The sequence below is a fragment of the Streptomyces sp. Y20 genome, assembly GCF_043195475.1.
GTDB lineage: Bacteria > Actinomycetota > Actinomycetes > Streptomycetales > Streptomycetaceae > Streptomyces.
This window is the reverse complement of the sequence record NZ_JBIDDP010000018.1, coordinates 93,509-105,863: the sequence shown is the minus strand read 5'-3', so window position 1 is coordinate 105,863 and position 12,355 is coordinate 93,509. Positions and strand designations below refer to the sequence as shown.

Genomic DNA, 12,355 nt, shown 5'->3' with positions numbered 1-12,355 from the left:
CGACCCACTGGCCTGCGGGCCTGCCGACCCGCAGGCCCGCAGGGGCGGCGCGCGCCTCAGCCCCGCCCGCTCCCGCCGTCCTGTCCGTCCTGTCTGTCTTGCCCGTCCTCACCGGCCTCGCCGTTCTCGGCGTTCTCGCGGGGGTCGCTCAGCCAGCCGCGCAGCTCCTGCCGCAGGGAGCGCTGGAACGTGGTGAGCAGCGCCTGCACCACCAGCGGGTGCATGTGGGCCGTCAGCGACTTCACATCGTCCGCGGCCAGCTCGGACACCGCCTCGCGCAGCAGCCGGGAGAGCTCCTGCGCCGCCGCGCGCGAGTGTTCCAGCAGCACCTCCCGGGCCGCGAGGACCACGTCCTGGGACAGCGGTACGTCGAGCAGCTCGACGCCCAGCCGCAGGAGACCCGTGTCGACCCGGTGGCCACCGTGCTCGGGCGTGACCACGTCAAGGGCGGCAAGACGGGCCACGTCCGCGTCGCTCAGCTCCCGTCCCGCGAGCCGGCTCAGTTCCTCCCGTGTCACCGTCTCCACCGTCTCCGGCGCCCAGGAGGCCACCACCGCACGGTGGACGGCGAGGTCCTGCGCGCTCAGGTCCGGCGGCAGCCGGCGCAGATGCCGTTCGATCGCCGACAGCGTCATGCCCTGCCGCTGCAGCTCGTCGATCAGGGCGAGACGCGCCAGGTGTTCCGGTCCGTAGTGCCCGACCCGGCGTGGACCGAGCGCCGGAGGAGGCAGCAGCCCTCTGGTGCCGTAGAAGCGGACGGTACGGACGGTGACCCCCGCCCGGGCGGCCAGCTCGTCGATCGTCAGCGTGGGCCCGCCCGGATCCGTCTGCTCCGTGGTCTCGGTCGTCATGTGCAGCAGTATCGCTGTCCCACCAACGCTGTAACACCTCACGCGCCGCAGTGAAACGTCCCGTGACGTCTGCTTTCCCGCCCTTCGGGCCTGTGAGAAAGGCCGCTGTGTGACGTGGGCCACCGCGTGTCGGCGGAACTCTCTGGGAAGCTGCTGTCTTGGTCTGTGCCGCGACACACCAGGGTGGTGCGGGCCAGGACCTGCACGAACCCCGGCCCACGAGGTCCGGGCGCACCAGGAAGTGGAACCACCCGTGAGCAGCAAGGACGCCGTGGACATAGCTCAGGCCGCCGACCGTCCAGAGGTGGCCCGGACGCCCGCGGACGCGGGCGACGCCGGTTACAGCAAGGACCTCAAGGCCCGCCACGTCAACATGATCGCCATCGGTGGCGCCATCGGCACCGGTCTGTTCCTGGGCGCCGGCGGACGCCTGCACAACGCGGGCCCGGCGCTCGCCCTGGCCTATCTGGTCTGCGGCGTCTTCGCCTTCTTCGTCGTCCGGGCCCTCGGCGAGCTGGTCCTGTACCGCCCGTCGTCCGGTTCCTTCGTGTCGTACGCGCGCGAGTTCCTCGGCGAGAAGGGCGCCTACGTCGCCGGCTGGATGTACTGCCTGAACTGGTCGACCACCGGTATCGCCGACATCACCGCGATCGCGCTCTACGCCCACTACTGGAGCATGTTCACCTCCATCCCGCAGTGGGTGCTGGCGCTGATCGCCCTCGCGGTGGTCCTCACCGTCAACCTGATCTCGGTGAAGATCTTCGGTGAGATGGAGTTCTGGTTCGCGATCATCAAGGTCGCCACCCTCGTGGGCTTCATGCTCATCGGCATCTTCCTGCTGGCCACCCAGCACGACGTGGACGGCACCAAGCCCGGCCTCAGCGTGATCGCCGACCACGGCGGCGTCTTCCCGCACGGCATGATGCCGGTCGTCCTCGTCATGCAGGGCGTGATCTTCGCCTACGCCGCCCTGGAACTGGTCGGCGTCGCCGCCGGCGAGACCGCCGAGCCGGAGAAGATCGTCCCGCGCGCGGTGAACTCGATCATGTGGCGCGTGGGCCTGTTCTACGTCGGCTCGGTCGTCCTGCTCGCGCTGCTGCTGCCCGGCTCGGTGTACTCCGCCGACCAGAGCCCGTTCGTGACCGTGCTGTCCAAGATCGGCATCCCGGCGGCCGGTGACGTCATGAACCTGGTGGTGCTGACCGCCGCCATGTCCTCGCTCAACTCCGGGCTGTACTCCACCGGCCGCATCCTGCGCTCCATGGCCACGGCCGGCTCCGCCCCGAAGTTCACCGCCCGCATGAACCGCAGCCAGGTCCCCTATGGCGGCATTCTGCTGACCTGCGCGGTCTGCGTCCTCGGCGTCGCCCTGAACTACCGCCTGCCCGACCAGGCCTTCGAGATCGTGCTGAACGTCGCCTCCCTCGGCATCATCAGCACCTGGGTGATCATCATGGTCTGTCACGTGGTCTTCGTCCGCCGCGCCCGCGCGGGGCTGGTGACCCGTCCGCACTTCCAGCTGAAGTTCACTCCGGTCACCGAGATCGCCACCATCGCCTTCCTCATGGTCTGCCTCGGCCTGATGTGGAACGACGCCGAGGTCGGCCGCAAGACCCTCCTCCTCATTCCGGTGATCGCCGTGATGCTGGTCGCCGGCTGGTTCGGCGTCCGCCGCCGGGTGGCCCGGAACACCGGCCAGGACACGACGGACGCCCCGGCCGCGAAGTAGCTCTGCGGCGCCCGCCCGGACAGCGGCGGCGGCCCCGCCCGCGCCGGTGGTGACACCCACGGCGCGGGCGCGCGTCTTCGCCGCCGCCTACCTCCCGGCCGCGCGGGTCAGCGCCCGTGCACGTCGTTCGTCGCCTCGATCTTCTTCCACGACTTCGGCTGCGCCACCGGCCCACCCGTCCCCGCCAGCGCGCGGGCCGTCGTCGCGGCCGGCTTCGACGGCTGGAACAGCCACGTGTCGAACAGCGCGGACAGGGGCTTGCCGGACACCTGCTCGGCGTACTTCTGGAAGTCGGCCACCGAGGCGTTGCCGTACGCGTGCGTCTTCGGCCAGCCCTTGAGGATCGCGAAGAACGCGTCGTCACCGATGGTCTCGCGCAGCCGCTGGATGGCGAGGGCACCCCGGTCGTAGACGGCGGCGCCGAACTGTTCGTCGGGGCCCGGGTCGCCGGGCTTGACCGTCCAGAACGGGTCGTCGGCCGGGTGCGAGGCGTACACGTAGTCGGCGAGTTCCCGCGTGGTGCCCTCGCCCTCCGCGTCGGACCACAGCCACTGCGCGTACCGGGCGAAGCCCTCGTTGAGCCAGATGTCCTTCCAGCCCTTCACCGAGACGTCGTCGCCGTACCACTGGTGGGCCAGCTCGTGCACGACCACGGAGGTGTTGGAGCCGTTCGCGAACTGCTTCGGGCTGTAGTAGACGCGGCCCTGCGTCTCCAGCGCGTACCCGGTGGTGGTGTTCGGCACGTAGCCGCCCGCCGAGCTGAAGGGATACGGCCCGAAGTAGCCGCTCAGCCAGTCGACGAGTTCCCCGGTGCGCTCCACGCTGGCCCGCGCGGCCCCGTCGTTGTCGCCGAGGTCCTTGCTGTAGGCGTTGATCACGGGCACTCCGCCGTCGGAGGTGCCGGTGGTGATGTCGAACCCGCCGAGCGCCAGGGTGGCCAGGTAGGTCGCCTGGGGCTTGTTCTGCCGCCAGTTGTAGCGGGTCCAGCCCAGCTTCGACGCGGTCGACTGGAGGGTGCCGTTGGAGATGGCCTGGGTGCCGTCCGGCACGGCCACCGACACGTCGTAGGTGGCCTTGTCGCTCGGGTGGTCGTTGCTGGGGAACCACCACCAGGCGGCCTCGGGCTCGTCGGCGGCCACCCCGCCGTCCGGGGTGCGGTGCCACGCGGTGAACCCGTAGGCGCTCTTCGTGGACGGCACGCCTCGGTAGCGGACGACGACCGTGACCGGCGTGCCCTTCGCCAGCGGAGTCTTCGGGGTGACGACGAGCTCGTGCTGGCCGGAGGTGGTGAAGGCCGCCTTCGTGCCGTTGACCCGCACCTCGCCGACGTCCAGCAGGAAGTCCAGGTCGAAGCTGGACAGGTCCTGGGTCGTCTTCGCCTGGATGGTGGCGGTGCCCTCCAGTTCGTCCGTCGCCGGCTGGTACCGGAGCCTCAGGTCGTAGTGGGAGACGTCGTAGCCGCCGTTGCCGTAGTCCGGGTAGTAGGGGTCGCCGATGCCCGGCGCGCCCGGGGAGTAGCTCGCGGCCGATGCCGGGATCGCCAGCAGGAGGGAGGCCGCCGCCAGGGTGCCCGGCGCGATGATTCTGCGGTGCACGTCAGCTCCAAGTCGTCGGGAGGGAGAGTCCGTTCGGAGAAGTCTGTTCGCAGCCTATTCAGACCCTGTGGCCCCTGACCTGTCCATGACCCCTGCTGTCACACGATCGCCATTCAGCCGTCACGGCTCCCGGAGAGCCCTCTTCTGCACGGCAGTTGACGGCGGTACCGTCCGCGCATGCCGAAACGCCAGCGCTCCACACTCCGGAGAACGCTCGTCATCGCCGCCGTCGCCGCCCTGACGGCGGTCTTCCTCGCCCCGGCCGGCGCACAGGCCGCACCCCGGGAGAGCAGACCCGTCTACTCCTACGCCGACGCCATCCGCGAGTCCGTGTGGGTGGACACCGGCCTGGACGAGGACCGCGACGGACACACCGACCGCGTCGCCGCCGACATCGTCCGCCCCGCCGAACCCGCCCGGCAGGGCCGCAAGGTGCCGGTCATCATGGACGCCAGCCCCTACTACTCCTGCTGCGGACGCGGCAACGAGAGCCAGCGCAAGACGTACGACGCCCAGGGCCGCGTGGTACAGATGCCGCTGTTCTACGACAACTACTTCGTGCCCCGCGGCTACGCCTTCGTCGGCGTCGACCTCGCCGGCACCGACCGCTCCGACGGCTGCGTCGACGTCGGCGGGCGCTCCGACGTCCGGTCCGCGAAGGCCGTCGTCGACTGGCTGAACGGCCGCGCCCGGGCGTACACCGGCCGCACCGGCGGCACCCCGGTGCGGGCCGGCTGGACCAACGGCAGAACCGGCATGATCGGCAAGAGCTGGGACGGCACCATCGCCAACGGCGTCGCCGCCACGGGCGTCAAGGGCCTGAGGACCATCGTCCCGATCAGCGCCATCTCCTCCTGGTACGACTACTACTTCGCGCAGGGCGCCCCCCTCTACGACGGCGGCCCCGCCGAACTGGCCGGCTACGTCGAGAGCGACGGCGCGCAGGCCCACTGCGCCGCCGTCCAGCGGAAACTCGCCGACGGCAGCCCGCGCAGCGGCGACCGGACCCCGCTGTGGAGCGAACGGGACTACGTCAAGGACGCGGGCAAGGTGCGCGCCAGCGTGTTCCTCGTGCACGGCATGCAGGACCTCAACGTCCGCACCAAGCACCTCGGGCAGTGGTGGGACGCCCTCGCCGAGCACGGCGTCGAGCGGAAGATCTGGCTGTCGCAGACCGGTCACGTCGACCCGTTCGACTACCGGCGCGGCGCCTGGGTCGACACCCTGCACCGCTGGTTCGACCACGAACTCCTCGGCTACGACAACGGCATCGACCGCGAACCCGTGGCCGACGTCGAACGCCACCCCGACCAGTGGGTCACCTCGGCGGCCTGGCCCCCGCGCGGCACCCGCGCCACCGTCCTGCACCCGGCCCCCGGCACCCGGGCCGGCGTCGGCACGCTCGGGCGGCCCCCGGCCACCGGCACCGAGACCTTCACCGACGACCCGAGGCTGAGCGAGACCGACTGGGCCGCGCACCTGACCACGCCCACCCCCGAGAAGGCCGGGTTCCTCACGGCACCGCTCACCCGCGACCTGCGCCTGTCCGGCTCCTCCCGGGTGACGGTCACCGCGACCCCGACCACCACCTCCGCCCACCTGTCCGCCGTCCTGGTCGACCTCGGCCCGGACACCATCCGCGACTACGCCGACAGCGCCGAAGGCATCACCACCCTCACCGACCGCACCTGCTGGGGCGCGAGCACGGCCGGGGACAGCGCCTGCTTCAAGGAGACCAGGGCCAGGACGGCCGCCGTCGACTACACGGTGTTCAGCCGCGGCTGGGCCGACCTCGGCCATCACGCCTCCCTGGACAAGGGCGTCCCGCTCACTCCCGGCAAGCCGTACACGATGACCCTCGACCTCGCCGCCACCGACCACGTCGTCCCCGCCGGGCACCGGCTGGCGCTGATCGTCGCCGGCACGGACCGCGACCTCATCGACCCGCCCCCGGCGGCCGGCCCGACGCTCACGCTGGACCTGTCCGGTACGAGCGCGCGGCTCCCGCTGGTCGGCGGCGCGGCGGCGTTCGCCCGCGCCACGTCGGGCAGCGCCCCGGAGCCCGCGCCACGGACGCTGTCCGGTGTCCACGCGCCCCGGGCCGTCCGGCACCTCCCGGCGGCCTGACGACCCGCCCCCTCGCACCACCCCGGCCGCCTGCCGCCACGACAGGCGGCCGGGTCCGTCTACTCCCAGCACCGGGCCCCGGCACTCGCAGGCGCCCGTGCCCGCCGCGTACGGCGACGTACGCCCCGCTCACGCGGCTGCGCCCCGTTCATCAGGTCTGATCCGCTCGCCCACTCCGGTTGGGGGCCCGTGCACCGGGCGCGAACCGCTCGCGCACGCAGCTGGGGCTCGCGCAACGGAGCCGAGTCACCCGCCCGCTTCGGCCGGGCCCGGTGCATCAGAGCCGAGTCACCGCCCTGCCTCGGCCGGGCCCCGTGCAGCAGGCGTGAGCCACTCGCCCACTCCGGTCGGCGACCCCGTCGTCAGACCCGAGTCGCCTGCCCGCCCGGTCGCGACGCGCACAGCCGATGGCAGTCGCCTGCCCGCCTGGGCCGGGACGCGCACAGCCGACGGGAGTCGCCTGCCCGCCTCGGCCGTGAGCCGCGCGCCCGACGGGAGACGCACGCCCATCCCGACCGGAAACCGCACGCCAAGCCGGAGTCACCCACTCCACCCCGGCCGGGACCCCGCTCGTGGTGGTGCCCTGCGTCTCCGGAGGCAGGGAGTCCGTCGTGGGGCGTGTTTCATGCCGTGGGGTGTGCCAGCGCGGCCGCCTCCCGGGCGCAGCCCCACGCCACCGTGATGCCGGCGCCGCCGTGTCCGTAGTTGTGCACCACCGTGCGGCCGTCCGGCAGGGGCCGGCGTTCCAGCCGTACCGCCTCGCGGGCCGGGCGCAGTCCCACCCGGTGGGCGAGCACCCGGGCCCCGGCGATCTCCGGCCGTACCGCCGCGCAGCGGGCGACGATCGCCGCGGCGGTGTCCGGGTCCGGCTCCAGGGACCAGTCGTCCTCCTCCGCCGTACCGCCGAGGAGCAGCCCGCCCGGCTGCGGGATGAAGTAGGCGGAGGCGGCCGAGGAGTGGTCGACGGAGGTGAACCAGGTCGTGACGCCCGGGTTCTCCACCACCACCAGCTGCCCGCGCACGGGACGCACCGCGGCATCCGGCACCAGCGAACGGGCGCCCAGACCGGCGCAGTTGACGACCACGGCGGCGGGCACCGCCGTCAGGTCGGTCACCGCCCGCTCCTCCACCACCCCTCCCGCCCGCACCAGCCGCTCCCGCAGCCACGCCAGGTGCACCGGCATGTCGATGACCGGCAGCCGCGCCGCCAGCCCCCCGGCCACCGCCCGCAGCCCCGGCACCCGGGCCGCCCACGCGCCCAGCTCCTCCAGCCGTGCCCCGTGGTGCACGCCCTCCACCAGGCGCACGCCCGTCTCCCCGGGCCGCGCGGCCAACTCCTCGTACACCGTCAGGGAGTGCAGCGCCCAGGCGCCGACCAGCGGCTCCGGTTCGATGCGGTACGGCCACCACAGGCCGCCCGCCACCGCGGAGGTCGTCCGCTCGGCCGGCTCCCGCGTCCACACCCGCACCGCCCGTCCGGACCCGGCCAGCAGCACGGCCGTCGTCAGTCCGGCGATCCCGCCTCCGACCACGATCACTTCGTCACTCGGCTCGCTGTCCACGGCAGGACGATAGGCTCCGCGAGTGTCCGGCGGCACCCCGCGGCCGAAGGCGGCCGAAGGACCGGACAGGCGTGCCCCACGCGCCGGTGAGCGGCGGAAACGGGGCTGGGCCAGGCACGTGCGGCCATTAGGATCGACGTCTGATGACTGCCACCCTCGTTGCCAAGAACCTCGCCGCCGGCCATGGCGACCGCTCCCTGTTCGCCGGGCTCGACCTGGTCGTCGCGCCCGGCGACGTCATCGGGCTGGTCGGCGCCAACGGCGCGGGCAAGTCGACCCTGCTGCGGATGCTCGCCGGCCTCACCCCGCCCGAGCAGGGCGAACTGCGGCTGTCCCCGCCGGCCGCGACCGTCGGCCACCTCCCGCAGGAGCCGGAGCGCCGGCCGGGAGAGAGCGTCCGGGAGTTCCTGGCCCGCCGCACCGGCGTCGCCGAGGCCCAGCGGGTCATGGACGAGGCCACCCAGGCGCTGGTCGACGGCGCGCCCGGCGCCGACGACGCCTACGCGACCGCCCTCGAGCGATGGCTCGGTCTCGGCGGCGCCGACCTGGACGAACGCGCCGAGGAGGTCGCCTCCTCCCTCGGCCTGGCCGTGGACCTGGACCAGCCGACGGCCTCGCTCTCCGGCGGTCAGGCGGCCCGTGCCGGCCTCGCGTCCCTCCTGCTGTCGCGGTACGACGTCTTCCTCCTGGACGAGCCCACCAACGACCTTGACCTGGACGGCCTGGAGCGTCTGGAACGGTTCGTCACCGGCCTGCGCGCGGGCACGGTCGTCGTCAGCCACGACCGCGAGTTCCTCACCCGCACGGTCACCAAGGTCCTCGAACTGGACCTCGCGCAGCGGCAGATCAACCTCTACGGCGGCGGTTACGAGGCCTACCTGGAGGAGCGGGACGTGGCCCGCCGGCACGCCCGCGACGAGTACGAGGAGTACGCCGACAAGAAGGCCGGCCTCCAGGACCGCGCCCAGACGCAGCGGTCCTGGATGGACAAGGGCGTCAAGAACGCCAGGCGGAAGGCCGGCAACGACAACGACAAGATCGGCCGCAAGTTCCGCAGCGAGGCCAGCGAGAAGCAGGCCGCCAAGGCCCGCCAGACCCAGCGCATGATCGAGCGCCTGGAAGTGGTCGAGGAGCCGCGCAAGGAGTGGGACCTGCGCATGGAGATCGCGTCCGCGCCGCGTTCCGGCGCGGTCGTGGCGACGCTGCGCGACGCCGAGGTGCGCCGCGGCGGCTTCTCCTTCGGCCCGGTGTCCTTGCAGATCGACTGGGCCGACCGGGTCGCGGTCACGGGAGCCAACGGCGCGGGCAAGTCCACGCTGCTCGGTGCGCTGCTGGGCCGGGTCCCGCTCGACGCGGGGCATGCGGCCATGGGCTCCGGTGTCCTGGTCGGCGAGGTCGACCAGGCCCGCAAGCTGTTCCACGGGCCCGAGTCCCTGCTCGACGCCTTCTGCGCGGCCGTGCCCGACACGGAACCGGCGGAGGTCCGCACGCTGCTCGCCAAGTTCGGCCTGAAGTCCGGCCACGTCCTGCGCCCGGCGGCGACCCTCTCCCCGGGCGAACGCACCCGCTCCGCCCTCGCCCTGCTTCAGGGCCGGGGCGTCAACCTCCTGGTCCTGGACGAGCCGACGAACCACCTGGACCTGCCGGCCATCGAGCAGCTGGAGTCGGCCCTCGACGCCTACGAGGGCACCCTGCTGCTGGTCACCCACGACCGGCGCATGCTGGACGCGGTCCGGGTGACCCGACGCCTCGAGGTGACGGCCGGCAAGGTGACCGAGCTCTGACCCCGCCGGGGGCGGTCGTCACCTCCAGCGGCCGGTGATCCACAGCGGGTGCCGCCGCGGGGCGCCGTCCGAGGGGCCGGATGCTCTGCGGCGCTGATGTTCGCGGGACGGAGGCTCCCCGGGGCCGGAGCCGGGTGGCTCCGGCCCCGGCCGGTCAGCGCTTCTTCGGATTCAGCAGGCCCGCACGGCGCAGGGCGTCGGCCATGGCGCTGTTGGCCGGTGCCGGTGCCGGCGCCTGCCGGCCGCCTCGGTCGCCACCCGCACGGTCCTGGCGCCGGTCCTGGCCGCCACCGCCCTGCCGCTGTCCCCGGCCGCCGCCGCTCTGCCGCTGCTGGGGCGGCCGGGCGCCGCCCCGCTGCGGCCTGCCGCCGTCCTCGCCCTGGGGTGCCGCCTCGTCGTCCAGGCGCAGCGTCAGTGCGATCCGCTTGCGCGGAATGTCGACGTCCAGGACCTTCACCCGGACGATGTCACCCGGCTTCGCGACATCGCGCGGATCCTTGACGAACGTCTTCGACATCGCCGACACGTGCACCAGACCGTCCTGGTGGACACCGACGTCCACGAACGCGCCGAACGCGGCCACGTTCGTCACCACGCCCTCCAGGATCATCCCGGCGGACAGGTCGGAGATCTTCTCCACGCCCTCCTTGAAGGTGGCCGTGCGGAACGCGGGACGCGGGTCGCGGCCGGGCTTCTCCAGCTCCCTGAGGATGTCGGTGACGGTCGGCAGACCGAACGTGTCGTCCACGAAGTCGGCGGGCCGCAGCGAGCGCAGGGCGCCCGTGTTGCCGACGAGGGAGGCCACCTCCTGACCCGTGGTCTTCACCATGCGGCGCACCACCGGGTACGCCTCCGGGTGCACGCTGGAGGCGTCCAGCGGGTCGGCGCCGCCCCGGATGCGCAGGAAGCCCGCGCACTGCTCGTACGCCTTCGGGCCGAGCCGGGGAACCTTCCGCAGCTCCGCCCGGGAGACGAAGGGACCGTTCTGGTCCCGGTGCGCGACGATGTTCTCGGCGAGCCCGGCGGAGATGCCGGAGACGCGTGACAGCAGCGGCACCGACGCCGTGTTGACGTCCACGCCGACGCCGTTCACACAGTCCTCGACGACCGCGTCCAGCGAGCGGGACAGCTTCACCTCGGACAGGTCGTGCTGGTACTGGCCGACACCGATCGACCGGGGGTCGATCTTCACCAGTTCGGCCAGCGGGTCCTGCAGGCGCCGGGCGATGGAGACCGCGCCGCGCAGCGACACGTCCATGCCGGGCAGCTCCTGGGAGGCGTACTGCGAGGCGGAGTACACGGACGCGCCCGCCTCGGACACCACGACCTTGGTGAGCTTCAGCTCGGGATGCCGGGCGATGAGTTCGCCGGCGAGCCGGTCGGTCTCGCGGGAGGCCGTGCCGTTGCCGATGGCGATCAGTTCGACCGCGTGCTCCCGGGCCAGTTCCGCCAGCCGGGCGATGGCCTCGTCCCACTTGTTGGCCGGCACGTGCGGGTGGATCACGTCCGTGGCGACGGCCTTGCCGGTGGCGTCGACGACGGCGACCTTCACACCGGTGCGGAAACCGGGGTCCAGGCCGAGCGTCGCGCGGGTGCCGGCCGGCGCGGCCAGCAGCAGGTCGCGGAGGTTCGCGGCGAACACGTTCACCGCCTCGTCCTCGGCCGCCGTGCGCAGCCGCACGCGCAGGTCGATGCCGAGGTGGACCAGCAGGCGGGTGCGCCAGGCCCAGCGGACCGTGTCGCTCAGCCACTTGTCACCCGGGCGGCCCCGGTTCACGATGCCGAACCTCGCGGCGACGACGCCCTCGTACGAGGACGGGCCCTCCGTGGGCTCCTCCGGCTCCAGGACGAGGTCCAGGACCTCCTCCTTCTCGCCGCGCAGCATCGCCAGGACGCGGTGCGAGGGCAGCGCGGTGAACGGCTCGGCGAAGTCGAAGTAGTCGGCGAACTTGGCGCCCGCCTCCTCCTTGCCCTCCCGCACCTTCGCGACCAGCCGCCCGCGCACCCACATGCGTTCGCGCAGCTCACCGATCAGGTCGGCGTCCTCGGAGAACCGCTCGGTGAGGATCGCCCGCGCGCCCTCCAGCGCGGCCTGCGCGTCGGCGACGCCCTTGTCCGCGTCGACGAACGCCGCCGCGGCGGCCGCCGGATCGACGGCGGGATCGCCCAGCAGCCCGTCCGCCAGCGGCTCCAGGCCCGCCTCCCGCGCGATCTGCGCCTTGGTGCGCCGCTTGGGCTTGTAGGGCAGGTAGACGTCCTCCAGGCGCGCCTTGGTCTCGGCGCCGCGGATACGGGCCTCCAGCTCCTCGGTCAGCTTGCCCTGCTCCCGCACCGACGCCAGGATCGCGGTCCGCCGCTCCTCCAGGTCCCGCAGATAACGCAGCCGCTCCTCGAGCGTGCGCAGCTGCGCGTCGTCGAGCATCTCGGTCGCTTCCTTGCGGTAGCGGGCGATGAAGGGCACCGTGGATCCGCCGTCGAGCAGTTCCACCGCGGCCTTCACCTGCCGCTCCCGTACGCCGAGTTCCTCGGCGATCCTGCCTTCGATGGACCCTGCTGCCAGGGAACCGGGTGTCGTCACGAGCCCGTACCGCCTTCTCCACTGAGGTTGCGCGGCAATTGTGGCAGGTGACACCGGCAAGCGGGGATCAGGCGACACGCGGCGGGGCGCCGGCCCCCGATCGTGGACGCCCTGCCCCGCGGGATTCCG

The 12,355-nt window shown here is 72.8% G+C and carries 7 protein-coding genes; 3 read left to right on the top strand and 4 right to left on the bottom strand.

What is annotated here, in order from left to right:
* Positions 1–56: 56 nt before the first annotated feature.
* Positions 57–851, bottom strand: a complete 795-nt coding sequence (locus tag ACGFT1_RS32830; protein ID WP_373912628.1) for a MerR family transcriptional regulator — start codon at positions 849–851, stop codon at positions 57–59.
* 253 nt (positions 852–1,104) lie between these two features.
* On the opposite strand from ACGFT1_RS32830, the gene ACGFT1_RS32825 reads away from it, so the two are divergent.
* Positions 1,105–2,580, top strand: a complete 1,476-nt coding sequence (locus tag ACGFT1_RS32825) for an amino acid permease (RefSeq protein ID WP_373912627.1) — start codon at positions 1,105–1,107, stop codon at positions 2,578–2,580.
* A gap of 107 nt (positions 2,581–2,687) precedes the next feature.
* Here ACGFT1_RS32825 and ACGFT1_RS32820 read toward each other — a convergent pair whose 3' ends face one another.
* On the bottom strand, positions 2,688–4,175 hold the full coding sequence (locus ACGFT1_RS32820) for a M1 family metallopeptidase (RefSeq protein ID WP_373912626.1): 1,488 nt from the start codon (positions 4,173–4,175) through the stop codon (positions 2,688–2,690).
* A gap of 177 nt (positions 4,176–4,352) precedes the next feature.
* Between ACGFT1_RS32820 and ACGFT1_RS32815 the strand changes: the two genes are divergently transcribed.
* Positions 4,353–6,302 carry a Xaa-Pro dipeptidyl-peptidase gene (locus ACGFT1_RS32815; protein WP_373912625.1) on the top strand — a complete coding sequence of 650 codons (1,950 nt, stop codon included), beginning with the start codon at positions 4,353–4,355 and terminating at the stop codon, positions 6,300–6,302.
* Between the two features lie 623 nt (positions 6,303–6,925).
* On the opposite strand, the gene ACGFT1_RS32810 is transcribed toward ACGFT1_RS32815, so the two are convergent.
* Positions 6,926–7,840: an FAD-dependent oxidoreductase gene (locus ACGFT1_RS32810; RefSeq protein WP_373912653.1), complete on the bottom strand. Its 915-nt coding sequence runs from the start codon at positions 7,838–7,840 to the stop codon at positions 6,926–6,928.
* Positions 7,841–8,007: 167 nt separating this feature from the next.
* On the opposite strand from ACGFT1_RS32810, the gene ACGFT1_RS32805 reads away from it, so the two are divergent.
* On the top strand, positions 8,008–9,648 hold the full coding sequence (locus ACGFT1_RS32805) for an ABC-F family ATP-binding cassette domain-containing protein (protein WP_373912624.1): 1,641 nt from the start codon (positions 8,008–8,010) through the stop codon (positions 9,646–9,648).
* Positions 9,649–9,802: 154 nt separating this feature from the next.
* On the opposite strand, the gene ACGFT1_RS32800 is transcribed toward ACGFT1_RS32805, so the two are convergent.
* On the bottom strand, positions 9,803–12,226 hold the full coding sequence (locus ACGFT1_RS32800; RefSeq protein ID WP_373912623.1) for a Tex family protein: 2,424 nt from the start codon (positions 12,224–12,226) through the stop codon (positions 9,803–9,805).
* Between the last annotated feature and the right edge of the window lie 129 nt (positions 12,227–12,355).

What these genes read in the sequence shown, in the direction of transcription:
- ACGFT1_RS32830 (WP_373912628.1), bottom strand. Translation starts at nt 851, where the DNA reads ATGACGACCGAGACCACGGAGCAGACGGATCCGGGCGGGCCCACGCTG.
- ACGFT1_RS32815 (WP_373912625.1), top strand. Translation starts at nt 4,353, where the DNA reads ATGCCGAAACGCCAGCGCTCCACACTCCGGAGAACGCTCGTCATCGCC.
- ACGFT1_RS32805 (WP_373912624.1), top strand. Translation starts at nt 8,008, where the DNA reads ATGACTGCCACCCTCGTTGCCAAGAACCTCGCCGCCGGCCATGGCGAC.